The organism is Spirochaetota bacterium (assembly GCA_017999915.1).
Taxonomy (GTDB): domain Bacteria; phylum Spirochaetota; class UBA4802; order UBA4802; family UBA5550; genus RBG-16-49-21.
In genome coordinates this window covers 220214-245944 of the sequence record JAGNKX010000005.1, presented here as the reverse complement: position 1 = coordinate 245944, position 25731 = coordinate 220214, and the positions used below count along the sequence as shown (strand labels likewise).

The 25731-nt window shown below is 56.3% G+C and carries 24 protein-coding genes; 11 read left to right on the top strand and 13 right to left on the bottom strand.

Annotation, left to right across the window (positions count from 1 at the left end; all coding sequences use genetic code 11):
* Positions 1–17: 17 nt before the first annotated feature.
* From KA369_09720 to KA369_09670, 11 genes are all read left to right on the top strand, one after another.
* Positions 18–401, top strand: a complete 384-nt coding sequence (locus KA369_09720; GenBank protein ID MBP7736237.1) for a hypothetical protein — start codon at positions 18–20, stop codon at positions 399–401.
* Between the two features lie 67 nt (positions 402–468).
* Complete coding sequence (locus tag KA369_09715; GenBank protein ID MBP7736236.1) at positions 469–1080, top strand: tetratricopeptide repeat protein; 612 nt, start codon at positions 469–471, stop codon at positions 1078–1080.
* Positions 1081–1182: 102 nt separating this feature from the next.
* On the top strand, positions 1183–2268 hold the full coding sequence (locus KA369_09710) for an amino acid ABC transporter substrate-binding protein (GenBank protein ID MBP7736235.1): 1086 nt from the start codon (positions 1183–1185) through the stop codon (positions 2266–2268).
* A 4-nt stretch (positions 2269–2272) separates the two neighbouring features.
* On the top strand, positions 2273–4252 hold the full coding sequence (locus KA369_09705) for a PAS domain S-box protein (GenBank protein MBP7736234.1): 1980 nt from the start codon (positions 2273–2275) through the stop codon (positions 4250–4252).
* Positions 4249–4614 carry a response regulator gene (locus KA369_09700; GenBank protein MBP7736233.1) on the top strand — a complete coding sequence of 122 codons (366 nt, stop codon included), beginning with the start codon at positions 4249–4251 and terminating at the stop codon, positions 4612–4614. Before KA369_09705 ends, KA369_09700 begins: the two co-directional genes overlap by 4 nt.
* 282 nt (positions 4615–4896) lie before the next feature.
* Positions 4897–5790: a hypothetical protein gene (locus KA369_09695; protein ID MBP7736232.1), complete on the top strand. Its 894-nt coding sequence runs from the start codon at positions 4897–4899 to the stop codon at positions 5788–5790.
* A gap of 150 nt (positions 5791–5940) precedes the next feature.
* Positions 5941–6930 (top strand): patatin-like phospholipase family protein, encoded by a 990-nt coding sequence (locus KA369_09690; protein ID MBP7736231.1) that lies wholly within the window; start codon positions 5941–5943, stop codon positions 6928–6930.
* 50 nt (positions 6931–6980) lie between these two features.
* Positions 6981–8993, top strand: a complete 2013-nt coding sequence (gene ligA / locus KA369_09685; protein ID MBP7736230.1) for an NAD-dependent DNA ligase LigA — start codon at positions 6981–6983, stop codon at positions 8991–8993.
* On the top strand, positions 8986–10599 hold the full coding sequence (gene lnt, locus KA369_09680; GenBank protein MBP7736229.1) for an apolipoprotein N-acyltransferase: 1614 nt from the start codon (positions 8986–8988) through the stop codon (positions 10597–10599). Before ligA ends, lnt begins: the two co-directional genes overlap by 8 nt.
* 108 nt (positions 10600–10707) lie before the next feature.
* Entirely contained in the window at positions 10708–12783 is a 2076-nt protein-coding gene (locus KA369_09675) for a transporter substrate-binding domain-containing protein (protein ID MBP7736228.1), read from the top strand.
* A 77-nt stretch (positions 12784–12860) separates the two neighbouring features.
* Positions 12861–13262, top strand: a complete 402-nt coding sequence (locus KA369_09670) for a response regulator (GenBank protein MBP7736227.1) — start codon at positions 12861–12863, stop codon at positions 13260–13262.
* Between the two features lie 390 nt (positions 13263–13652).
* On the opposite strand, the gene ygiD is transcribed toward KA369_09670, so the two are convergent.
* From ygiD to KA369_09605, 13 genes are all read right to left on the bottom strand, one after another.
* Complete coding sequence (gene ygiD / locus KA369_09665) at positions 13653–14426, bottom strand: 4,5-DOPA dioxygenase extradiol (protein ID MBP7736226.1); 774 nt, start codon at positions 14424–14426, stop codon at positions 13653–13655.
* 129 nt (positions 14427–14555) lie between these two features.
* Positions 14556–15566 (bottom strand): CBS domain-containing protein, encoded by a 1011-nt coding sequence (locus KA369_09660; protein ID MBP7736225.1) that lies wholly within the window; start codon positions 15564–15566, stop codon positions 14556–14558.
* A 15-nt stretch (positions 15567–15581) separates the two neighbouring features.
* Positions 15582–15938 carry a hypothetical protein gene (locus tag KA369_09655; protein ID MBP7736224.1) on the bottom strand — a complete coding sequence of 119 codons (357 nt, stop codon included), beginning with the start codon at positions 15936–15938 and terminating at the stop codon, positions 15582–15584.
* Positions 15939–16058: 120 nt separating this feature from the next.
* The gene (locus KA369_09650; GenBank protein ID MBP7736223.1) at positions 16059–16517 is read right to left on the bottom strand and encodes a hypothetical protein; all 459 of its coding nucleotides are present in this window, start codon (positions 16515–16517) and stop codon (positions 16059–16061) included.
* 117 nt (positions 16518–16634) lie between these two features.
* Positions 16635–17135 (bottom strand): DUF4442 domain-containing protein, encoded by a 501-nt coding sequence (locus KA369_09645; GenBank protein MBP7736222.1) that lies wholly within the window; start codon positions 17133–17135, stop codon positions 16635–16637.
* 279 nt (positions 17136–17414) lie between these two features.
* Entirely contained in the window at positions 17415–18335 is a 921-nt protein-coding gene (locus KA369_09640; GenBank protein ID MBP7736221.1) for a carbon-nitrogen hydrolase family protein, read from the bottom strand.
* Positions 18336–18709: 374 nt separating this feature from the next.
* Positions 18710–19549: an FAD/NAD(P)-binding protein gene (locus tag KA369_09635; GenBank protein ID MBP7736220.1), complete on the bottom strand. Its 840-nt coding sequence runs from the start codon at positions 19547–19549 to the stop codon at positions 18710–18712.
* Positions 19549–20562 carry a 4Fe-4S dicluster domain-containing protein gene (locus KA369_09630; GenBank protein ID MBP7736219.1) on the bottom strand — a complete coding sequence of 338 codons (1014 nt, stop codon included), beginning with the start codon at positions 20560–20562 and terminating at the stop codon, positions 19549–19551. Before KA369_09630 ends, KA369_09635 begins: the two co-directional genes overlap by 1 nt.
* A 6-nt stretch (positions 20563–20568) precedes the next feature.
* Positions 20569–21357 carry a 4Fe-4S dicluster domain-containing protein gene (locus KA369_09625; GenBank protein ID MBP7736218.1) on the bottom strand — a complete coding sequence of 263 codons (789 nt, stop codon included), beginning with the start codon at positions 21355–21357 and terminating at the stop codon, positions 20569–20571.
* On the bottom strand, positions 21347–21802 hold the full coding sequence (locus KA369_09620) for a hydrogenase iron-sulfur subunit (GenBank protein MBP7736217.1): 456 nt from the start codon (positions 21800–21802) through the stop codon (positions 21347–21349). Before KA369_09620 ends, KA369_09625 begins: the two co-directional genes overlap by 11 nt.
* A 156-nt stretch (positions 21803–21958) precedes the next feature.
* Positions 21959–23950, bottom strand: a complete 1992-nt coding sequence (locus KA369_09615) for a CoB--CoM heterodisulfide reductase iron-sulfur subunit A family protein (protein MBP7736216.1) — start codon at positions 23948–23950, stop codon at positions 21959–21961.
* Positions 23951–24886 carry a CoB--CoM heterodisulfide reductase iron-sulfur subunit B family protein gene (locus tag KA369_09610; GenBank protein MBP7736215.1) on the bottom strand — a complete coding sequence of 312 codons (936 nt, stop codon included), beginning with the start codon at positions 24884–24886 and terminating at the stop codon, positions 23951–23953. It lies immediately after the preceding gene.
* Positions 24883–25464 (bottom strand): 4Fe-4S dicluster domain-containing protein, encoded by a 582-nt coding sequence (locus KA369_09605; GenBank protein ID MBP7736214.1) that lies wholly within the window; start codon positions 25462–25464, stop codon positions 24883–24885. Before KA369_09605 ends, KA369_09610 begins: the two co-directional genes overlap by 4 nt.
* Between the last annotated feature and the right edge of the window lie 267 nt (positions 25465–25731).

Genomic DNA, 25731 nt, shown 5'->3' with positions numbered 1-25731 from the left:
AGAAGGAGAGCAGGAAAATGCAAAGGTTTCGCTTATTAACCATGATGGCTTTTATCCTCATGTTCGCGGTCGTGTCGGCGCCGGCATGGGCCTTTGACGCGAAAAAGCTGGTCGGCACCTGGTCCTATGAAAAGACCGAAACCAATCTGACCGGCAAGAAGCCCTTCGCCATGAAAGTCTTCTCGGAATGGCTGATGACCTTCAACGCCGACGGGACCTATCGCGAAAAATCGAAGCTGGGGGACAAGCAGAAGCCTGAAGTGAGCGGCACCTACCAGGTCCAGGGCGATCTGATCGTGAGAAGCGAGAACGCGGTGAAGATGCGTATCCTGGCGCTCACCGACAGGGAGCTGGTCATAACCAGCGCCGCCAACACGAAGATATTCTTTAAAAAGAAATAACGATTGCGGGGGCCGGCGGTACTGACGGCCCTTCCGGCACGATCGCTCTGATTCGCGGTAACGCTCCATGAAAAAAATCGGCCTCATTATCGCCATGGGACTTCTGTGGGCGGTCCTTTCACCGGCACCGATCGGAGCCGCCGATTCCCTGAATGAAGGGGTAAACAGGTATAGAGCCGGCGATTTCAAAGGCGCCATTGACTCTTTTACCAGGGCCCTCGAGATCAGGCCGGATGATTACGTGGCGTACAACAACAGGGGCCTGGCAAAGCAGGAGCTGAAGGACCACCGCGGGGCGGTGGCTGATTTTAACAGGTCGATACAACTCAAGCCCGGGTATCATGTCTCCTACTACAACAGGGGCGTCTCACGGGAGGCCCTGAGGGACGTCGCGGGCGCCATCGCCGACTTCACGAAGGCCATTGCATTGAAGCCGGATTATTATAAAGCCTACAACAACAGGGGCGTGTGCAGGGCGAAGAAGAAGGATTACGCCGGCGCCCTGGGCGATTTTCAGAAAGCCATCGAGATGGACCCGGATAACGGGATGGGATACTGCAACCGGGGCCTTGTCAAGAACCTCAAGGGAGACAGGAAAGGGGCCTGCGTTGATTTCAGAATTGCCCTGCGAAAGGGCTATGGCCCGGCAAAGGACCGGATACGGAGAAATTGCAGGTAGGGCATGGTCCGCTGTTTACCCATTATCACTTGACAACCCCATGCGAAATGCTTAACTTAATTGGCAGCGATTCGTGATAACTTGTGGATGCCGGAGGCGGATATGAAATATCGGCGGGCTCTCCCGGTCCTGTGCTGGTTCACATTCTCCATTGCTTCACTGCTGCCGATCTGCGGATGCGGACCCTCCAGGGTTAAAGTGGCCGTTATGACCAAGCTTGAGGCCGGCTCCATCGTCGGATCCAGCGAGATAAACGCGTCCAAGCTCTTCCTCGATGACAATAACGTCAATAATATGGAGATCATTCCCCTCGATGACGGGTGGAATCCCGCCAGGGCGGTAGAGGCGTACGGAGAATTGGAAAAGAGGGGGATCCGGATTCTTGTTACGAGCCATACGTCCAATTGCGCCCTGGCCCTTGAAAAATTAATACAACGAGACCATGTCCTGACCTTCGTAACCGGCGCGGCGACTCCCCTCCTGAAAGACAAGGATGATTATATAATCAGGAACATACAGGACGTCGGGAGCGAGCAGAAAAGCATCGCCGAATATATCAACGGGCTCCCCGGCGACGGCATCATCATTATCCGTGATACAGACAATAACGCCTATACCGGCCCGGCGCTGGACCACTTCAAGCGGCATCTGAAAAAACAGATCAGCGGCATCATCGAGATATCCATCGGCAAGTTCAATATCGATGACATCAACAGGCTTATCAGGAATAGGGGGTTTGGCATAGCTTATCTCCTGATCGGCGGTTACAACGTGGCGTCCGGAAGCATCGCCCAGGCGATACGGAGCGTCAACCCGAAGGCGCCCATCATCTTTACGCCGTGGATGAAGACCCCGACGCTCCTCGATACCCTGGGCGATGCCGTTAACAATTCGGTAATGCCCTCCCATTATCCACCGAGAAAACCGGGAGGGCCCATCGACGAATATTTCAAAAGGTTCAAAGAGAGGTTCGGCTATTCTCCCACGTATATCAGCCTGAACGTGTATACCGCGCTGGAGATATTGCATGACGCGGTTTCGGCCGGTCACAGGGACCCGGATTCGATCAGGCGCTATATCATCAACAGGAAGAAATTCAAAACCAGGTTCAACACCATTGTATTCGATAAGGAAGGCGATGTCAACGCGCCGCTCTATTTTATCACCGATATTACGAAGGAATTTTAGCGGGATGCGTTCGATCCGGTTCACCTACATCCTGCTCGAGGCCCTCACTCTGGCCGTTGCCCTCTTCTTTTCCCTACTCCTCCTGTATACCCTGCAGAAGGGAATCAAGGAGCGGTATATCGCGCGGCATGTGACATCAATAGAAACCATCGAGATCATGGTGGAAAAATTCTTAAATGATAACACCATGGCCTTTGCGAATTTCATGGAGATGCCGAACAGGGAAAGGGCAAGCATGCTCCGCCCGGTTTTTTCCGATATCTATTATTGCGACAATAAACTGCATATCGCCATGATAATAACCAAGGAGGAAGACAGCCACATATTTGCCGGCTATGACCTCGGCAAGAGCAAGGTCGGTCCTTTCCTGATGGGCCTGGGTCCCGGAAAGCCGCGTCATTCCCCTATGTACCGGTCCCCTGAAAATGACGGCCTTAGCGTATATATTGCGGCACAAAGGGGAGACGGGTTCCTCGTCGGGCGGATCGGCATGGAGAAGTTCCGTGAGTATCTATCCCGCATGGCCGGGTACGCGAACAGCATTATTATGCTGGCCACCAATGACGGGTATATACTGTTAAGCACCGACATGTCCCACCAGGTGAACGTTCTTCCCGACCGTGCGGAAAAGGAATTGGAATTGTCAGGAAAGAAATATCTGTATACGAAGAAGCACAGCGCCAAACTGGACAATTATATCGCCATATTCACCCCGCTTGAAAACGTATATGATATTGTGCGTTCGGTGCAGGCATCCATAGTTGTGTTCGTGGCGGTCATCTTCATGGTGATCGTCTCAAAGGTAATCTGGCAGTCGGTGAAGATGATACAGCCCCTCGGCAGGCTGAGCGCGTACCTTGGAGCATGGAATATAGACAGGGTGGGCCTGGATCTGCCGAAACAATTCATCGCCTATGAGGAAATATCTCTCCTGTATGACAGCTTCCGCGAAAAGTCAGCCCAGATCAACAACGCCGTAAACGCCCTTCGTGAAAGCGAGGAAAAGTTCCGGACGACCCTGTCCGCCATGGTCGACCAGGTCTTTGTGTTCAGCGGCGAGGGAAGGTTCGTGCTCTGCCATGCGCCCGGCTCCGTTGGCGACGGTGTATTCAGCTGCGATTCTGTCGGCAAGATATTTTCCGATGTCATGATCGGCGACATGGCGGAAAAATTCGGCGCGGCCTTCGACGCCAACAGGCGGGGCGGCCAGGCCGAGTTTGATTTCTCGGCTGATCGCGCCGGGGAGGCGCGCTGGTATTCAGCCAAGGTGTCGCCGAACAATATCGGAGGGGTCTACGGCGGCTCCATCGCCGTTATCAGGGACATCACGGAGAGGAAAAGGGCGGAGGAGCAGGCCCGGACCGATCTGAAGGAAAAGGACGTGCTCCTGAAAGAGATCCACCACCGCGTGAAAAACAATCTCAATGTCATCACGAGCCTCCTTGGCCTGCAATCGGACCAGCTGGAAGGAAAAGGCGAGGTTGTCGAGGCATTCAGGGAAAGCAGGAACCGCATCTTTTCAATGGCCCTGGTCCACGAGAAGCTGTACCAGACCAAGGATTATACCCGGGTAAATTTCAAGGAATACATCGAGGAGATGGCGGGAGAGCTCATGCGTGCCTATGCCGTCGGTAACAACGTGTCGCTCGAGTATGGCATTGACAATGTGCTGCTCGACATCAATATGGCCATTCCCTGCGGCCTTATATTGAACGAGCTGGTCTCGAACGCGCTGAAGCACGCTTTCCCCGGCATGGCCCCGGGAACGATCGGCATATTCCTGAGGGCCGGGGAGGGGGGCTCCCATGAGCTGATCGTCAGCGACAACGGCCGGGGACTTCCCCCGGGTTTTGATATCGAAGCAGTGGAATCCCTCGGGCTGAAGCTGGTAAAGATTCTCAGCGAGCAGATCGGAGGGACACTGGCGATCGAAAGCGGGCGGGGCGCGAAATTCACCATAGCGTTTACGGATGGATCATCATGAAAGACGCCATGATCATCGTCGAGGATGAGGCCATCATCGGCCTCGAGCTGAAAATGATAATGGAACATGCCGGATATTCCATAACCGCCATCGTGTCCAGCGCGGAGGATGCGATCAGCGCCGCCCTGAGGGACAGGCCTGATCTCATCATCATGGATGTGCTCCTGAGGGGCGAGAAGGACGGCGTCTATGCCGCGGAGCGCATCAACGGCGAATTCAAGGTGCCGATACTTTTTATTACCGGAAACAGGCAGATTGTTCATGAGGAACGTTTCAAGAATATCGACAACTATATCATCATGTCAAAACCGCCGGTTGAGGCCGATATCGTCAGGAACGTGCGGATTCTGACGTCGAAATAATAGTCAATTTCCGAGGACCTCGTTTCGCTCATGGCGGGATGTTTTATAAATAATTGACTTTTCCGGGATAATCTTCTACCTTATAGTTAATTAATCCCTTTGAACCGTTACTTCCCAGGATGTTCCTTTTCCCGCGGCGGGAACGTTCCTCCCCCCGCTTATTCCATTATCCTACTTGAACCGAGGTATCCTGTACCTGTCTGGATGACAATCGTTTCTATCGTCGGGAAGATGATTCCGGGTATGCCGGATATCGGGAATATAATAATTCAAGGAGGCGAAATGAAATATTACAGGTTTTTCATCGCGATTTTCATCGGTATCCTTCTTCCTTTTCTGTCAGGATGCATATCATGGGAGCCCGGCTGGAAGCTGGCAAAGGCGGCGGCGGTCAAGGGTGATGTAAAAATCCTGATGGAAAAAGCGGGGAAGCTTGAAGGGGAGGCTGATTCCGGGGAAAAGCTTCGCCAATTGATCAGGGCGCTGGAGGAGGTGCTAAAGGCCGATCCGGAGAACCGGGAGGCGCTTCATGACCTCGGTTGCTACCAGTTCCTGCTGGGATATGCGTACTGCGACAACTTGGATGAAAAAAAGGAGAATTATCGGAAGGCGATCCAGTATAACGAGAGGGCCCTGTACGGGGATCCCGACTTCAAGGCCCTCGTTGACAAGGGTGAGCCGGTATGGGACGCGTGCCGCGTGATAAAAAAAGATAACATGCGGGCGCTCTACTTCTGGTACATGGCGGTCGGCAACTGGTGGACCGACTGCCTTGGCCCCTGCGCGAAGCTGGCCAATTTTTACTGGATCGGAAGGGCGAAAACAACCCTCGAGCATATGCTGAAAATCTATCCGCAGTGGGGTAGCGGCAGGGTCTATTTTGCCTGGGCCTGCATGTATACCGTCAGCCCGGGCATCCTGGGCGGTGATATGAAAAAGGCGGAAGAATACTTTAAAAAGGCCTTCGACCTTGGCCCCCACATGTCCGTGTTCTACGCGAGCCGGGCGCGCTACTATCAGACGAAGCTCAAAGACCGCAAGGCGTTTTCCGGTGACCTTCATCATGCTATCGCCATAGACCCGCGCAAGGCCGACGCGCTTGAGTATCCCTGGGCTGCATGGTACCACGTCAATGCGGCACAGATGCTTAAGGATACAGACACCTATTTTAAATAACCTGGCTGATTTCCGGCGGGCGGGGACAGGAAGCCCAACCCGCCGCGCGCTTTGCCGAATCGCGTTTCATTCATAACTTCCCGCAAAAATAGTATTGACTGCCAGCCGAGACCGGGCCATGCTCAGTTCATTGCAGGACGCGGGAAAACCATGATCAACCCCTTGAAATATTTCCGGAACCGCACGGTGGGCCTTGCCCTGGGCAGCGGCGGCGCCAAGGGCCTTGCCCACATTGCCGTGATCGAGTACCTCGCGTCAACGGGGATCGCCATTGACGTTATCGCGGGGTCCAGCATCGGCGCGGTGATCGGCGCCCTCCATGGCATCGGCAGCCTGGACAAATTCAAAAAAGACATGGAAAAGATGACATTGCGCCAGCTCCTGGGATTCATGGACCCGGTGATGCCGCGGTCCGGTCTCATAGAGGGGAAGGGCTTCGTCAGGTTCATGGAGCGGTATATCCCCCGCGACGCCAGGATCGAGGACCTGAAAACTCCCCTGGCGGTGCTGGCCACGGATTACGTCAGCGGTACCTCGGTCATTTTCCGGACCGGGAACCTCCTGGAGGCGCTCCGCGCCAGCGTATCCATTCCCGGCGTACTTGTGCCGGTCAGGTACGGCGATACCATCCTGGTGGATGGCGGCGTGGCGAACCCGCTGCCGATCAACGTGGTGCGGGGCATGGGCGCGGGCATAACCATCGCGGTGAACCTTCACCCGCGGCTGAAAAAACGGGGCCTCAGGCATTATGTTGCGATGCCCGCAGCGGATAGTGAGCCGAAGGCCAAACCGGAAAGGCTCGTGCCGGTCGGCGACGGGCGGCCCCTGGACGTGCGCTCCCCGGGCACCGGCATAAAATGGCTCAAGGCCCTGGAAACATGGCTCCACGCCGACAGGAAGAAGGATAGCAAGACCATGCCCAATATTTTCGAGGTGATGGCCGGATCCGTCGACATCATGGAGTATGTCAACACCGCCCTCCTCCTAAGGTATAATTCGCCCACGGTCCTGATCGAGCCGGATGTCATCGATGTCCAGACCCTCGATTTTGCCGACGCGAAAAAGATAATCAATGAAGGATATCTCGCCTGCGTCAGGGCGGAGAAGACGCTGGTCCGAAGGGTCAAGGCGTGGATTTAAGCCCGGATTGCGGGATGAGATGAAATCATAACAAGTGGTGCTGTCAATTTATGGCCAGGAAAAAAGACGATATCGCGAAGCGATATAATGAGCTCTGCGATCTTATCCTCGAATACAACCGTCATTACTATGATTTGAGCGCGCCCCTGGTGGACGACGCGGAATATGACCGCCTCGTTGCGGAGCTCGCCGATATCGAGGCGAAGCGCCCCGACCTGAAGCGCGCCGATTCCCCGGCGGCCAAGGTGGGCGGCTACGCGTCGGCGACTTTTTCCGAGGTGCCCCACGATCCCCCCATGCTTTCCCTGGGCAATATCTTCACCGGCGAAGAGCTGGCTGATTTTGACGCCCGGTGCCGGAAGGCGGCGGAGGGCGAGCCTCTCTATTCCATGGAATTGAAGTACGACGGTCTCGCGGTGGAAGTGGTCTACGAAAAGGGAAAGCTCAAACAGGGGTCGACCCGCGGCAACGGCGAGGTGGGGGAGGATGTGACGCGGAACCTGGCCACCATCAGGGCGGTGCCCCGCACCCTTAAGGGCGCCGCGCCGGAATACCTTTCCGTCCGGGGCGAGGTCTTCATGCGCCACGGCGAGTTTGACCGCCTGAACGCGTCCCGCGCGGATAAAGGCGAGCCGGCCTTCGCCAATCCCCGCAATGCAGCGTCGGGGAGCCTGCGCCAGCTCGACCCGGCCGTGACCGCGGAGCGGAGCCTCGACGCCGTGTTCTACGCCGTCGGCAGGGTCTCCGAAGACCTGCCGATGCCGGACCAGCGGTCGCTCTTCGAAGGACTTCCCGGCCTGGGCCTGCCGGTGAGCCCCCAGGCGGCGGTGGGCACGGTGGAGCAAATAAAGGAATTTTACGCGTACTGGCTTGAGAACAGGCATACCCTCGATTTCGACATAGACGGGATCGTGATCAAGGCGAACGATTTCTCCCTCCGCGGCCGCATGGGCGTCACCAGCAAGGCCCCGCGGTGGGCCGTGGCGTGGAAGTTCCCAGCCCGGGAGGCGGTCACCGGCCTCGAATCGGTCGACTTCCAGGTGGGCCGCACCGGCATCATCACCCCGGTGGCGAACCTGCATCCCATCAATATCGGCGGGGTCATCGTGAAGAGGGCGACCCTCCACAACTTCAAGGAGGTGGAGCGCCTGGACGCGCGCATCGGCGACAGGGTCAGGATCATAAGGGCCGGCGACGTGATCCCCAAGGTCATCGAGGTGGTGCGCCACGACGGCGCCGCCCGGGGCCAGTCAATCGTGCCGCCTGACCGGTGCCCTTCATGCGGCGAGGAGCTGCGGCAGGAGGACATTTACCTCCGCTGCGTCAATCCCTCCTGCGAATCGAAGCGGATGGAGGCGCTCAAGTTCTTCGTCTCGAAGGACGGCATGGACATCGAGTTCTTCGGACCGGAGCTGGTGCAGCGCCTCTACGACGCCGGGCGGCTCAATACCATCGCCGATTTCTACAAGATAACCAGGGACGACCTGATGGGCCTGGACCGCATGGGCGACAAGCTGGCGGACAAGGTCCTCGATTCCATCAACGCCCGGCGGAGCGTGCCCCTGTCGCGCTTTCTCCAGAGCCTCGGCATCAGGAACGTCGGCGGCCACGTGGCGTCGGTGATCGCCGGCCACGTGAGGAGCCTCGGCAGGCTCCGGGAGATGGGCGTCGATGACCTGATGGATATCCACGAGGTGGGGCCCGGCGTGGCGGAGTCGGTGTACGGCTATTTCCATGACGCAAAGAACCTGGCCCTGGTCGACGACATGGTCGGCGCGGGCCTCGTCGTGGAAGAGGAGGAGGCGGCTGCCGAATCGGGAAGCCCCCTGAGCGGCAAGACCTTTGTCGTAACCGGGACCCTGTCGCGCTTCGGCCGCCAGGAGGCCGAGGATATCATCAAGAAACTCGGCGGCAGGGCGGCGGGGTCCGTGAGCGCCAGGACCGATTACGTGGTCGCCGGTGAATCGCCCGGCTCGAAGCTTGACAAGGCCCGGAGCCTCGGCGTTACGGTGATAGGCGAAGATGAATTCATAACCATGATAGGGAAGCAATCCGATGAATAAGATCATAGCGTTCTCCAGGCGTCACTATTACCTGCTGACGGCAATCCTCATGTATCTTTCGTTCCCCACCTATGATGTCTGGTTCCTCAAGGGATTCCCCTTCTTCGCGTGGATTGCCATGGTGCCCCTCTTCCTGTACGTGCGCGATAAGAGCGTAAAGGACATATACCTGACGTCGTTCATCACCGGCCTCCTGGGACACTTCCTCGCCTTCGAATGGATCGGCAACTTCGGCGCGGCCGCTCCCGGCGGCTACGCCGTCATCGTGGGATTTCTCATGCCGGCCCTGACGGTATTTTTCTCGATCAAGATAACCGTGGCCGAGATTCTCTCCCGGCGCTTCGAGTCCCTCCGGGTCCTCGTGTATCCCTCCGTGTGGGTCCTGGTCGACTGGATCGAGTCGATCGGCTACATCGCCTATCCCCTTCCCTTCTGGGGCTATACCCAGTATCCCCTGACGCCCTTCATACAGATGGCATCGATCACCGGCATCATGGGCATAACCTTTGTCATCATGGCCTTCAACTATTGCGCGGCTGAGTTCGTCCGCTCCTGGGCCTTCAGGAAAATGTCTTTCAAGGAATTATTAGCCATGACGGAGGCCCGTCGGCTCGGGGCCGTCGCACTCTTCGTTGCCGCGGTCACGGTCTGGGGCGCCGTTGTCATGGCGATCAATGACCGGCCACTTAAGAAGGGTCTTCGCGTGGCCATGATCCAGTCGTGCATATCGCCCTGGGAGAACTGGTTCGAGAACAGGTATAATTACCTGGAGGAGTTGAAGCGGTATACCGCCGCGTCCGTATCGGAGCGCCCGGACCTGATCGTCTGGTCGGAGTCGGCCACGCTGGAAACCATCGCCTACGATTACGAGCGGGGGACCCTGAATGACTTCGAGAAGGAGGTCCTGGCCGTGGCGCAATCCTACGAGACGCCCCTCCTGACTGGCGAGATAGGCGTGAAGGAGGATTTTGCCGACAGCTATCTGATGCGGGCACCCCAGAACAACGCCGTGCTGATAAACCGCAGCGGCGAGGTGGTCAAGACCTATTCCAAGATACACCTGGTCCCCTTCGGCGAATGGTTTCCCTACGAGAAGGCGCTCCCCTTTGTCAAGCGGATCACGACGAGCTTCGGTGGCTCGAGCTTCGTACCGGGAGAGAAGCCCGTTCTCTTTGACGTGATGGGGCGGAAGTTCGGCGCCCTGGTCTGCTATGAAGGCATCTTTTTTCGTCTCTGCCGGAACTATCGCAACCTGGGGGCGGAGTTCTACGTCAATATAACCAATGACGGCTGGACCGACACCTTCAGGGGGCACATGCAGCATTTCTCGGTGTCCCTGTTCAGGGCAGTGGAAAACGGCATCTGGTACCTCAGGGCCGGGAACACGGGGTACACCGTTTTAATCGATCCCTACGGCAGGATCAGGAAATCGTTCCCGATACTGAAAAAAGGCTACCTGGCAGGCGATATCGATTTTACCCTCAATCACCGGACTGTCTATTCCGTGATCGGAGACCTGTTTCTCTATATGGCCATGGGGTTCGTGATAGTTATCGCCTCAATCCTCGGCTTTGAGAAGATAAGGTCAAAATTGACAAATAAATAAAATAATATTTTTAGCCTTCTATATGACGTCATCAATTATTTTTTATACATTATAACCAACGCCTCTGATGGTGACTGTTGAATCTTCCTTATCTTCATGGGAGGTCGAATGTCTCTCGGCAGCAATGTTCAGGTTATCGATGGCGATGTTAATGATCTTAACCCGAGACAGCTGAAGCGGGCTGTCATACAACAAGGTGTGCAAGAGGTGATCCTCGCATGCATGGTAATGCTGATCGCCGCCGCGGGCGCCGCCGGTGCCGAACCGGTCGTATTTGTCGGCGATGCCGATTATCCCCCCCTGACATACCTGGAGAAGGGCGAACCGAAGGGATTGATAGTTGACATTATGCGCGCCCTGGCCCGGCGCATGAAGCGGCCCGCCGATATACGCCTGATGGAATGGGACAAGGCCCTGTTGATGGTGGTTCAGGGAAAGGCGGATGCCATCGGGCAGATGAGCATAAATGAATCCCGTAAAAGAACTTTTGACTTCTCCGACGAGGTTTACAATTCACGATATTCGATATTTGTCCGTTCCGGGACGATAGGCGTTGCAAAACTATCCGACCTGCGGGGATCCAGCGTCGGTGTTCGCGCCGGCGGACTGAATCAAAAGATAGTGGAAGCGGAGCCCCTGATCAAGGCATATCTCATGGACGATTACCTTGAGGGATTCCGCATGCTAAAAGACGGGAAACTGGAAGCTGTTATCGCCGATTACTGGATAGGAACATATATCATCGCGAAAAATCATATCCCGCAAGTTCGTCATGTTGGGGAGTCGGTTGCGGAATTGCCATCGGCCGTGGCCGTCCGAAAAGGCAACGCTTCGCTCCTGGCGGAAATCAATTCCGCTCTCAGGTCATTGAAGGCCGACGGAACCATGGGCCGCATATATTCCGCCTGGGAGCCCAAGGAAGTTGTTTTCCAGACACGGGAACAGATGCTGAGGGAAACCTTTTACTGGGCGATCGGACTTCTTGTCATGCTGCTGGTAATATCCGGCGTATGGATCGGGATCCTGAGGCGGGAGGCCTCGCGGCGCCGGGCTATAGAGGCGATACTGCGGGAGAGCGAATCGAAATACCGCGCCCTGAGCATCGAGCTGGAGAGCAAGGTCGCAGAGAGGACCGAGGAGCTTGAGCGGATGAATGATACCCTCGTCAGGACGAACCATGACCTCGAGAAGACACTCAATGAATTGAATACAACCCAGTCCCAGCTGGTGCAGTCGGAGAAGCTGGCCGCCCTGGGACAGTTTGCGGCGGGCATTGCCCATGAGCTGAACACGCCCCTTGGTGCGATTACATCGTCGATCCGCTCGATGGTGGATATCATCCAGAAGAAGATGCCTGAAGGAGCCCATGTCCTGCCGGAGTTCAGCGAGAGGGAATTGCGCGTGTTCTTTGCGCTTCTCGATGAAAGCCTGGCACAGGCGGCGCGTATCGATTCGCTGCCCGACAGAAAACTGGTAAAGGATATCGAGGATATTCTTCGAAACTCGGGAATCCCGGATCCTGATTCAACGGCAAAGCGCATTACAGATATGGGCGCGTACGGCCTGAAGGAAAAACTGGGAGAACTGCTCCTTGTCGGAAAGAGAGGGGAGATCCTGTCCGCCGTTGAGATGCTTTCGGCCATCAGGCGGCTGGGGGAGATTATCTCCGTGGCATCCGAAAAGGCGGCCAACGTGGTCAGGGCACTGCAGAATTATCTCAAGCAGGACGAAGCTGTCGATTTTGCCAGCGTTCATGTAGCCAGCGAGATCGACACCATCCTTACCCTGTTTAATAACAAGATAAAGCATGGCATTACCGTTCAAAAGAATTACCTGACGAACAGCCCGGTCATCGGTAACCGCGATAAATTAAACCAGCTCTGGATAAATCTGCTTAATAATGCTTTTCATGCCATGAACTGGCAGGGGACCATCGAAATAGAGACAAAGGATGCGGATGACCTGGTATCGGTGTCCATAATCGACTCGGGCCACGGCATTCCTTCCGAGATACAGGATAGGATTTTCGAGCCCTTCTTTACGACTAAAAAGTATGGCGAAGGAATGGGCCTCGGCCTTGATATCTGCAAAAAAATCGTTGAAACCCACAATGGGATAATCGAATTTGACAGTGTGCCCGGCAGGACCAGGTTCACCGTGCTGCTGAAGCGGGGTGAAGAGTAGATGGCGCGTGGGTCCCCGGCAACGGGTGATCCGACGTGATGTTGCGATAGGAAAATAATTCCGATTGAGACGGTACAATGAATAGAAAAGCGATAATGTGCGTTGACGATGAAATGATCATTCTGCTTTCCCTGAAGCAGGAGTTGGCAAATTATTTCGGAAACCGCTTTCTCTATGAGAGCGCCATGGATGCCTACGAGGCAATGAAGATAATCGATGAGCTCGTCGCGGAAGGGGTGGATGTGATACTGATAATTACAGACTGGCTTATGCCGGGACTGAAAGGTGATGAATTTCTTATAAAGGTGAGGGAACGGCATCCCGGCATCAAGTCCATAATGATCACGGGCCAGGCCGATGAGGCCGCCATCAGAAGGGCAAAGACGGAAGCCGGTGTATCCGAAGTGGTCAAGAAGCCATGGAGCAGAGAAGGTTTGATCGGCGCTATTCAGGCCTGTGTCCCGGAAGAGGTGTTATAATCAGGGGTTTATACCTCTGGTTGATCACTTGGCTACCCAACCCTGAAACACCGAATTCAAATTTATATACCGATAACTATCGGTCAGGGCACCGATAACTATCGGTCAGGGCACCGATAACTATCGGTCAGGGCACCGATAACTATCGGTCAGGGCACCGATAACAATCGGTCAGGGCACCGATAACAATCGGACGGGCACCGATAACTATCGGCCGGGTACCGATAACTATCAGCCGGGCACCGATAACTATCGGTCAGGGCACCGATAACTATCGGTCAGGGCACCGATAACAATCGGACGGGCACCGATAACTATCGGTCAGGGCACCGATAACTATCGGCCGGGTACCGATAACTATCAGCCGGGTACCGATAACTATCTGACCAACTACCCGATTTTAAAACACCGCATCGAAATCGTCCCGTTCTGAAAACCTTCATGGGTGAAGGCTATCTCATCGTCCTGTTCCTGGAGACCCAGGGTATAGAGCATTGGGAGGTAGTGATCGCCGCTATAGGGCGCTGCCAGGCCCATGTTCCTGCCCATCTCATGGTAATTGACCAGCTTTCCATGGTTTCCCTCGACCAGCAATGTCTTGATTTTTTCGTCGATCTCCACGGCCCAGTCATAGGGCTCGGCCTCCATGTCGTAATCCATGCGCTGCAGGTTGTGGACGATGTTGCCGCTGCCGATGATCAGTATCCCCTCGCGGCGCAGGGGCCCGAGGCGGCGGCCCATGTCAAAATGATAACGAGGCTCCATCGCGTCGTTCAGACTCATCTCGAAAACCGGGATGTCCGCATCAGGATACATGTGCTTCAGCACCGCCCAGGAGGCGTGGTCGAGGCCCCATTCCATGGAAGAGTTGACCATGTATTTCGTCACCCGTGTGACCTTCTCCGCGTCCTCGGGGGCGCCGGGGCAGGGGTATCGCACCTGGTAGAGCTCCGGGGGAAAACCTATAAAATCGTATAACTGCTCCGGGTTTTTCATGGCCGTGACCAGGGTCGCCTTGGCAAGCCAGTGGGCGGAGATGACCATGATCGATTTCGGCCGCGGCAGCTCCCGGCCGAGTTTCGCGAGGCTCCGGGTGAATTCATTGTCCATGACGATGTTCATCGGCGAGCCGTGGCCGATGAAGAGGACCGGCATCTTGTTCATGGGCCAACCTTGGGCGGACCGATGGGGGATGTCAAGGAAATTAAGGACCGGCCGATCCGGCTCGCGGCCTCAGGTCCGTTAGGTGTGCATGAATGTGTTTCTCACGAAATTCGCAGGGTACGGCCCGTTTCAATTACCATCGCCAGGGCGGTTTTCCCTGAATGAATCCTTTGCCTGGAGATTGATCTTTAACTCCAGCCTGGTGCCTTTCCCAACGGTTGATTCCAGCGATATCTCGTCCACACAGCGCTCTATGTTCTTGAGTCCCATGCCCGCGCCGAAGCCCATTTCCCGGACTTCTTCCGTAGCGGTTGAGAATCCCGCCTGTTTTGCCTGTTCAATATCCTGAATTCCCGGGCCGTCATCCGTCGTGATTATGGAGATCACGTGCGGCTCTATTTCCACCATGATTGTTCCGCCGTTTGTAGTGTGAATAATAAGGTTCATTTCCGCTTCATAAATGGCAATGGCGCAGCGTCTGGCGATCTGGGGATTTTCGCCGAGTCTCGCAAGGGCGCGTTTAATGTAGCTTGAAGCTGCGCCGCCGTTGATGAAGTCCCGCGGTTTTATGTTGTATCTGAGGACAAGGCCCGTGCGGTCAGACACGATATCCTCGAAAAGATGGCTGGCCCTGTAGCGTCTCATTTCTTCGGCCTGATAATCGGATTCAAGCGTTTTGAGAATGCCGCTCGTAATGTTGGCTTTTGTAAGAATGCCGACCAGTTTGCCAGATTCGTCCAGAACTGGCAGCCTGCCTACCGATGTCCGCCTGAATATTTTGAGCGCTTCGACCACCGGATCATAAGATTTTACCGTGATGACCTCTGCGCTTGAATATCTGGATACGGGAGCCTCCATGTCCCCAGTCCTGAGTGAACGGATCAGGTCTTCGATGCTTATAATCCCTATGAGTTTGTTGTCCGAAACTACCGGCGCGCCGGATATTCGTATTTCGCGGAAAAAATCGAGTACGTCCAGAAGACGCATCTCCGGACTTACCGTTTTTACGTCGCGCCTCATTACCTCTTCGACCTTGATCTCGTAAGCCAGCTCTTCAACTCTTGAGATGGCGCCTGCTGCTCTGTCGGTTATTTTTTTTGTTATAGCTGTATCGCTGTTGTCTTTGCGGGTTTTATTCATAAAAAATCTTGTGCGTTATATTATGTCATTTTCAAAGCTGGGCAGACCGGCTTTATACAGCCGGCCGCATAATTCGAACATTCCGAAAGGGGAAGATATAAGAGGAATATTTTCCTGATTGGCGAGCTCAACCGTTTCCTTGGGAGGTGTTTTCCCGCGTACCAGAACTATTGCCGTAATATCAGCCACCTGCGCGGTTCGGACAATCTGCGGATTGCACAGGCCGGTTAAAAGGACTGCGTGGGGTTGAATAGAAGCCAAGACATCGCTCATCAGGTCTGCTCCGCATCCGCCATTGACCTCGCGATTGAGATTTACATTTTTTGTTAATAAAGCACCCTTCACTGTTGTGATGAGTTCCTGAATTGTCATTATCGCCTCCATAGATGAATGGGTATTTCAGCGGGGAAATTTTAAAAGTCAATTAAAATTTATCCGCTTCTTTAAAAATAGCATTTGTTGCTCTCCGTTTGCCGCCGTCATCTGTTACCGCTAGTTGCAGTTGGCGAACCGTACTTCGCCCTTTATCCTGCTTTTTTTCGCGCCGATATTCACGGCGCAGTCCATTGACAGGGACCCGTCGGCATGATGAAAATCGTCAGGCGTCATGACATTGGTCAACCTGACGTCCCCTGATAACACGGAGCACCTGCTTTTGTCGATGAGAAGGGCCTGACAGGTGCCGTCCTTTTTGCACGTGGAAGGGATGGCGACGGTGATCAGCAGCTGGTTCCGCATGTCCCTGGCTATTCGCACGCTTACATTCGGGTCTTTTTCGGTGTAGAGTGCAGCCCCTACGATTCTTTCCCGGTTGCCGGTCATGCATTTGTCCGGCGTCAGGGTCCAGGTGCCCAGGGCTTCTCCCGTGGATTCTATCGCCCCCTGTATCTTTGTGCAGGAAACGAATGCAGTGACAAGGCTCAAAAGCGTCAGAAACACTATTTTTATCATGGGATGGTCCCCCCCTGTCGTTGAATTGCGATTTTTTTTAGTTTTCGATGTTCATGCTGCTTGTTAAAGCCTCTTCCTTCCCCGGGGCAATGGCGATACCGGCCGGATGCGGCCCCTTCAGCGGGCTCCGGCGGTATATTCGGTTGCGAGGATCGTGATGACCGCCCGCGCCACCGCGTCTCCGCCCCGGTCCGTGACTTCCACCGTTATGGGAATTTTGTCCGGATAGGGTCCCTCCGTTCCCAGACTGCCTTCGGCGCGCAGGGCGCCCCTCGCTTTTTTCAGATACTGAATGTCCATCTCCGCAGGGATCCAGCGCAGCCGGGGAGGAATGGTGACATCAGCCAGGAGACCCATGGTCGTCTCGCACAGGTTGCACAGCGCGGCGGCGTGAACGGTGCGCAGGTGGTTGCGCACCTTTCTTCGGTCCTTCACGATAAGGGCGCAGTAGCCGGGGCGCAGTTCCTCGACATGAGCTCCGATGGTCGATGTATAGGGAGCGTAGAAGCCGACCATGCGGCTATACAGGCGCTTTCCCAGGGGGAAGCGCGACATCTTTTGATACACGCGCAATGTTCTGCCTCGGTCGCGCTGCGCGGCCCGTGAGAAGAATGCCATAATGCCACCTCTGCCTGATGTGATTATTTAATGAAGTCTGTATCACGGATGCTTGCGGCGGTCAAATCATTTTCCGGGCCTGGTTCCCCGGCGCGTTCTTGCCGTGCGCCAGAGGCGATTCAAGCTGAAACGGGATCAATGACCATCCTGGAATAAGCCACTCCCTGGGGAAATAAAAGGGGATCATTTCATTGTATTTGTGCCGGGCCTGTCGAAGCATCGGCGCCGGCATCCTCTCAAATGAGGCCTCCCTAACAGAAAAAGCGCTGGATAGGGGTCTTAAAATTTTTTGCGAAGAGTGTAACGGACCCTGCCCAGGATATAACTGAGTTCAGTCGTTAACTTCGTGACGAACGTGTATGGCATGAGCCATCGGCCGGCCGGGATTGCCCTGTGTAGCCCGCGGAATGAATCAGGCCTGATCTCGATGTCGCTGACAAGAACCTGTTCTCCCGATTCCGCCCGGGCAAGGAGAGTGCCGTCGCGGTCGACGATCTGAGATACATCAATGAATGGCATCCGCGCCCTGATGAAACGGGTCAGGGGGAGGGTGCTGATAAATCCGCCCGTTTTATTTGAGGTGATCACTGGCACGCCCAGGTATTCGGCGTACGCGAAGGGGATGCGGATAAAGAGTTTGTCCCAGTTCTTCCTGCTGCCGGCAGGGAGAATCGTCGGAAGGCCCGGGCATGAGAAGGGTATAAGCACAAGGTCCGGCCTGCCGTCCGCCAGGGACTTCAACGTGTGGGTTTTGGAAGTGTCGAAGCAGATGGCAACGCCGATGCGACCCAGCGGCGTATCAAATACCCCTGGAATTACGCCGCCGCCCCTGAAGAAAAACGCCTCGTACGTAGCAGGCTCTATTTTCCGGTGGCTCCAGAATTCGTCTTTCCCCGGACCAACGAGAATGAAGGTGTCATAAAATTCATTGACCGCCTTTTCCAGGATACAGGTGCCGATATAAACCCTATGTTTTTTGCTAATATCTTTCATCAAGCGCGCGGTCGGGCCGTCGAGGGGCTCAGCCGTTTTCCAGATGTCATCGGTGTACGTGTACCCGTTCAGTGCGAATTCTGGCAACAGGATCAAGCGTGCCTTCTTTTTTATGGCCTGCCCGATAAGCCGCATCGCCCTGACCCTGTTGCCCATGATGTCGTTATTTTCAGAAATCATCTGGATGGAAGCGATCCGTAATCTCATAGCTCTACCTCGCAACAGTCGGTCTGGATACCGGAATAGTTCACATAACAGCGGTCGAGTCAATGATTTATTTTGACAAACCAGGAATTTACCTTCTCTCACGGGCAAGCTAAACGGAACACGATGCGTTTTATATGCACCAATTACGGATCATGTCATCGGGAAAAATAATGAACAAAGGCCTGGAAATTTTCCGCCACGCGCCCTTGTGTGGCGAGTGCCTGTCCATTCCCGGCCGGCAGGGCGGCGCGCAATATTGCCCGTTCGGAGTTACATGCATATGGAACAAACGGGGAATGGGATAGCATTTTATAACAATTAAGGCAGGTCTTGACCTGCCTTAATCTGTACAAACCAGTGTTTAAGCGCTTTTTTTAATACTCCGGCGGCAGCTGGGTTACCTGGGAGAAGGTGAAGACCGGGCCGTCCTTGCACACGAAGTATTTGCCCACGTTGCAGCGGCCGCACTTGCCGATGCCGCACTTCATCCTGTTCTCAAGGGTGGTGAAGATGTTGTCCGGCGTGAATCCGAGCTTGGTCAGGACCGGCATGGTGAGCTTTATCATGATGGGGGGGCCGCACAGGAGCGCGATGGTGTTGGCGCTGGACGGCGCCGCCTTTTCGAGGACCGTGGGCACGAATCCGACCTCGCCCTTCCACTCCTTGGTCTCCCCGCCGGGGTCGACCGTGGTGATGAGCTTCACGTCGCCGCGCTTGCCCCATTCCTCGAGCTCATGCTTGTACACCAGGTCGTTGACCGACCGGGCGCCGTACACGATGGTGATGTCCTTGAAGTTGTCGCGCAGGTCCAGGGAGTTCCAGATGACGCAGCGGAGCGGGGGCAGGGCGATGCCGCCCGTGACGAAGAGAAGGCTTTTCCCCTTCCACTGGTCGATGGGGAAGGTGTTGCCGTAGGGGCCGCGGAAGCCGACGGTGTCGCCGATCTCCCTGGACGCCAGGGCCTTGGTGACCCGACCCATCTTCCTGAAGGTGCATTCGATATATCCCTCGCGGGTGGGCGAGGAGGCGATGCAGAAGGTGCTCTCACCCTCGCCGAACACGGAGTATTCCCCGAACTGGCCGGCCTTGAACTTGAAGTTTTTACCCTCTTCCTCGTTGATGAACTCGAGGCGGAAGGTCTTGACGTCCGGCGTTTCGTCGATGATGGCGGCTACACGCATGAGATAGGGTTGATATACGTTTTTCTCTTCCATTACCGGACCTCAAGTATGTCTTTGATGTGTTGCAGTATGTTCATGTCCACCGGGCAGGCGCGCGAGCAGCGGCCGCACCCGACGCAGCCCGTGACCTGGAGCTGGTCCGGCTGGTAGGAGAACTTGTGCATGATACGCTGGCGCCACCGCTGGCTCTGGACCTCCCGGGGGTTGTGCCCGGAGGTGTGCAGGGTGAACTGCCCGAAGCCGCAGGAGTCCCAGCAGCGGAAGCGGATGCCCTTGCTTGCGTCCGTCTCGTCCTGGATGTCGAAGCAGGTGCAGGCCGGGCACACGTAGCTGCAGGTCCCGCAGCCGATGCAGCGGAGGGACTGTGTTATCCAGACCTCGGCGTCGAAGACGCCGGGGAGCTTTTTCTCCAGGGCCTTGACGTCGAACTGGACCTTTACATCGGCCAGGTGTTTGCCCTTGTCCTCGCTCCCGGCGGCCGTGAAGAGCTCCGGCGCCGAATCCGCCAGGGCCTTGCCTTTGTTGGTTATTATTTCAGCGAGATAATTGCCGCCGTCGACCTCGGTGAGGAGGATGTCGCTCCCCTCGGTGTCGCCCGGAGTGCCGTTGACCGATGTGCAGAAGCAATACTCGTCGCATTTCGCGCAGCTGATCCCGACGACGGTGGTGTTGTCGATCTTCGATTTAAACAGCGCGTCGTTGTAGTCCTTCAGGTATACCGCGTTCAGCACGGCGATGCTCCGCGCGTCGCAGGGGCGCACGCCGAAAACCACCGAGGGAGGCGGCATGTCCGGCGCCTTTTCCATGGAAACGGTGCCCTGGCCGGTCGTGAAACGCATCATCTCCTCGCACCGGGGCAGGATGACGTCCTTGGCGGACATGGTCGTCTGCACGTAGTCCGGGGCCATGGCAGCCGCGGAATCGACCTCCTGGAAGAGGATCTTCCCGCCTTTGTCCACGGGCGCGATGACGCGCTTCCCGCCTGATTTCAGCTTTTTGAACAGCTCGTCGAGGGAGCTTTTCTTCAGTATTTTTTTATCTGTCATGGCCTTCTACCTGATGAAGTCTTCTTTATCGTTCGGTTTAAACGCGGCGAGGGCGTACTCCCCTTCCTGGCCGAAATTGGCGGCTATGTCCGCGATGATTCTCTGGTTCAGGAGCCTTAAGGGTATCTTCACCGGGCAGGCCCGGGTGCATTCCCCGCAGTTGACGCAGCGGCCGGCGAGGTGCATGGCGCGCATGATGTGCCACTCAACGTTGCCGAGCTCATGGGAGGGGACGCTGATCCATTGCGGCTGGTTCACCTCCACGGTGCAGCGCTGGCAATAGCACATGGGGCAGCTGGCCCGGCAGGCGTAGCACTTGATGCAGTTCGAAAGCTCGTCGAGCCAGTACTTCCACCGCTCCTCGCGGGTCATTTTATCCAGCTTGTCGACCTCGGCCTGCTCCTCGGCGGTGAGGACCAGGGGATTTTTATCCGCGTAATCTTTTATGGATTTGAGGTCCGGCAGGTCCACGAGCTCGTTGTTTTCGGATATGCCGATTACGGCGATATCGCCGTCCCTGAACTGCTCCTCGTAGGCGAGCTGGTTGATGGACCAGATAACGTGCATCCGCGCCACGATGGCGGGCTTGCCCGCGGCGCGCACCTCGTGCTTGGTGAGGTATACGGCCAGGTTCTGGACGCAGCGCTCGTCCATGATGAGCTTGTCGGCGTCTTCCGGCTTCTGTATGAAGAGGGCGCGCACCCGCTTGCCGCTGCCTTCGCCGTAGCCGATGACCATTTTCACGGCGCCGCTCGAGAGCAGTTCCTTGGCTTTCTGTCTTATCTTATCCTGCATGTTCACTCCTCCAGCTCGAGCGGATCGGGGCGAGATCCTTGTATTCTTCATAGGGCCCCAGGGCCCTGAATTCCTTTACCGCGTTGTTGACGACCTCGGCCCACTTCGCTCCCTCGGCCGCGGAGACCCAGGAGAAGATGATCCTCCGGGTGTCGACGCCCATGAAATTGAGGAGGGACCGGTACACGATCCACCGGCGCCGGGCGTGGAAGTTGCCCGATGTGTAGTGGCAGTCGTTGGGATGGCACCCTGACACGATGATGCCGTCTGCGCCCTTGGCGAAGGCCTTCATCAGGAGCATGAAGTCGATCCGGCCGGTGCACGGCAGGCGGATGATCCTCACGTTGGAGGCGTGCTTGATGCGGCTCGTGCCGGTCAGGTCGGCGCCCGTGTAGGTGCACCAGTTGCAGACAAAGGCTATTACTTTCGGTTCGAAATCGGCCATGGTAGTACTCCGTTCATTGATTCTTTCACGAATCCCCCCTCCCTTGATGGGAGGGGCCGGGGGAGGGTGGATAACCATTTTCACCCCCACCTAACCTCCCCCATCGAGGGGGAGGAATCTGCTATTTGATGCGCGGCATAAATGCCGCGCTTTCAGTTACAATGCCATCAGCTCCGCGAAAATCTGCTCGTTGCTGAAACCCTGGATGTCTATCGCTTTCACCCGGCAGAGGGCGACGCAGGTGCCGCAGCCCTGGCAGAGGCCCGGGTTGACTTTCGCGGCGCGCTTGACGACCTTGCCGTCCCTGTTCTTGATCTCTTCCATCTCGATCGCCTGGTACGGGCACGCCGGCACGCAGAGGGCGCAGCCGGTGCAGGTCGAGTAGAGCGGCGGCGCGGTGCGGTTTACGACCGCGATGATCGGTTCCCTGGTCAGCTCGTCCTGGGAGAACAACGCGGCCACCTTGCTCGCCGCGCCGGACGACTGGGCGACGGTTTCGGGAATGTCCCGGGGCGCCTGGCAGGCGCCGGTCAGGAAGATGCCCGCGGTGTTGGTCTCCACCGGCCGCAGCTTCGGGTGCGCCTCGGCGAAGAAATGGTACGGGTCGTAGCTCACGTGGAGCTTCTGCGCCAGCTCTTCGGCGCCGTCGTTGGCGACCCCGGCGGTGGCCAGGACCACCAGATCGGCCTTGATCTCGACCGGCGTGTGGCCCAGGAGCGTGTCCGCGCCCATCACGATGAGCTTGCCGTCTTCCTCGTATATCTTGGAAACGCGGCCGCGGATATATTTTACGTCGTCTTCTTCTATCGCGCGGCGCACGAACTCATCGTACATCTTGCCGCCGGAGCGGATGTCCATGTAGAAGACGTAGGCGTTGCCGTGATGCACCTTGTGCTTGTAGAGCATGGCGTGCTTCGCCGTGTACATGCAGCATATCTTCGAGCAGTAGGGGAGGCCCTTGGCCTCGTCCCGGGAGCCGGCGCAGGCCACGAACACGATGGTTTCCGGCTCTTTCCCGTCGGACGGCCGCTTCATCGCCCCGGAGGTCGGGCCGGATGCGGACGCGATACGCTCGAACTGCAGGCCATTGATGACATCTTTATATTTGCCGTACCCGTATTCGGGGAAGTAATCGGTGCCGAGGACGTTGAAGCCGGTGGCCAGCACGATGGCGCCGATTTCCACGTCGAGGATCTGGTCCTCCTGGTCGTAGCGGATCGCCTTGGTGGGGCACACCTTTTCGCAGACCTTGCATTTTCCCTTCAGGAAAAAGGTGCACTGGGTCTTGTCGATGACGGGCTTGTTCGGAACCGCCTGGGGAAAGGGGACATATATGGCGGACCGCATTCCCAGGCCCTCGTTGAATTCGCTCGGTATCTTCTTGGTGGGGCATTTCGTCGTGCAGAGGCCGCAGCCGGTGCAGAGCTTCTCGTCGATGCAGCGAGCCTTCTTGCGTATCTTCACTTTAAAATTGCCGATGAAACCCTCCATGCTCTCGACCTCGGAATAGGTGTGGAGGGTGATGTTCGGATGCTGAGCCACCTCGACCATCCGCGGCGTCAGGATGCACTGGGAGCAGTCCAGGGTCGGGAAGGTCTCGGAGAGCTGGGACATGTGGCCGCCGATCGACGGTGAGCGCTCGACCATGACCACCTTGTGGCCGGCGTTGGCGATGTCCAGCGCCGCCTGGATGCCGGCGATGCCGCCGCCGATGACGAGTGCCGTCTTGGTGACCGGCACCTTGATGGAATAGAGGGGCTGGTTCTTCTTGACCTTCTCCACCATCTTCCGGACCAGGTCGATGGCCTTGACGGTCGTGGCTTCGTTCTTTTCATGGACCCAGGAGCAGTGCTCCCGGAGGTTGGCCATCTCGCACAGGAACGGGTTCAATCCCGCCTCGGCGCAGGCACGCCGGAAGGTTGGCTCGTGCATGTGGGGCGAGCAGGCGCTTACGACCACTCCGTCGAGCTTTTTCTCCTTGATGGCTTCCTTGATCATGTTCTGGCCCGGGTCCGAGCACATGTATTTGTAATCCACGCTGTGGACGACGCCGGGCACATGGGACAGGGTTTCTGCGACCCTGGCGCAGTCCACTGTCGCGCTTATATTCTCACCGCAATGACAAATGAAAACACCGATTCGTGACATTTACGCTTCCTCCGTCTGCTCTGATTGCGCGGCAGGGGCAGCCGCCGCGGCCGCGACTTTAGGCTTGGCCGGCGCTTCAACCCGCACCTTTTCCGGGTACCTTACCTTGACGATATGGCGGTGCAGGCCCAGCTCCTTTTCGCCCAGGCCCATGGCCAGGCCGATGGCCTGGGTGATGAAGATGATCGGTATGGTATAGTTCTGTCCGGCGGCCTTGTTGATGAAGCTGCGCCGCATGTCCAGATTGGACTGGCACATGGGACAGGCCACGACAATGGCCTGTGCCCCTTTTTTCACGGCGTTGCCGATTATCTTCGCCGAAAGCTTTCCGACCAGGTCGGTCTTGGATATTGAATGGCTCGCTCCGCAGCATTCGACCTTGAAGTCCCAGTCAAGGGCCTTCGCCCCTATCAATTCAACGAGGTTGTCCATGGTGCGCGGGTCCTCGGGGCGGTCGAACTTGGTGATCTTGGGCGGACGAACCAGGAGGCAGCCGTAGTAACAGGCCAGGTCCTTATCGAAGGGGGCCTTGATCTTGTCTTTAAAGGCGTCAGAGTGCTGATCCAGGAACTCCAGGATGTTCAGCGGCCTGACGGTGCCCTTGTAGGGCATGCCGATGATCTCGACGATTCTTTCCCGCATTTCGGTGCTTTCCGCGAGGTCGTGATGGGCGGTAACGAGGCGGCTGTAACAGGCCGCGCAGGGAACCAGCATCTCCTCGACACCCAGGGTCTCTGCAAGGGCCAGGATCCGCGCCGGCAGGGCCAGCGACAGCTCGTGGTTGAGGGTATGGGCCGATGAGGCGCCGCAGCAGTTCCAGTCGGGCACCTGAACGAGGTCAAACCCCATAGGCCCGGCGATGGCGCGCAGCGATTCGTCGTATTCCCGTGAAGATCCGAGGAGGGAACAGCCCGGATAATATGCGATCTTTGTCATTTGGCCGCCTCCATGCGGGCCTTGCCCGCTTTCTTAAAGATTTGCGAAATGTTTTTTCTGTTCTTGATGAGGTGGGGAAAGAGCTTCAGCTTGCCCTTGAAGTAGAGCCTTGGCGCCATGAGCACGTCCTGGAGCAGGTGCCAGGAACGCGCCTTGTACCCGGCGATGAGGCCCACCTCGTAGAGCCTTCCGACGTAATGTATCGAGTCGAGGAACGTTTTGTGCAGCGACACGAAATCCTTCGCCCGGGGATTGACCTTTTTTAGTCGCACCGATTCAGCGCGGAGAAAATCCATCATCTTGGGGATGTCTACCTCCTGGGGGCACCGGGCGTAGCACATCTCGCAGGTGAGGCACACCCAGGGTGAATAGGCCTTGAGCACCCTGTCTTCGAAACCATCAAGGTTTACCTGGAGGAGCCTCAGGATATGGCTCGGCGTGTAATCCATCTCCTCCGCCATGGGGCAGCCTGCGGTGCATTTGCCGCACTGGTAGCAGCGGGTGGCGGCGACGCCGGTGGCCTGTTTAAGCCTTCCGGCCAGTGTATGATTATCATGTTCGTGAGTTGTAGCGCTCATGTACGTCTCCACTATAGTTAGGTATACTGAACATTTATAATTGTTACAAATGCCAGAGCTATGTGACGGCAGCTTATCTATCTAAAAGAACAATACAATTCGAAGCTATAAAGAACGCTAAATGTTAACTTCCGTGCATCTGCTGGGGGTAAGACAGCCATTCACGGTAGCAGATTTTGTAAAACAGCAGCTTGTTGCTATTCTGTGATCTTATTGAACGCTAAAAAAGGGGGTATTTTTTGTCAATGAAGAAAAATCTTTTTCTTA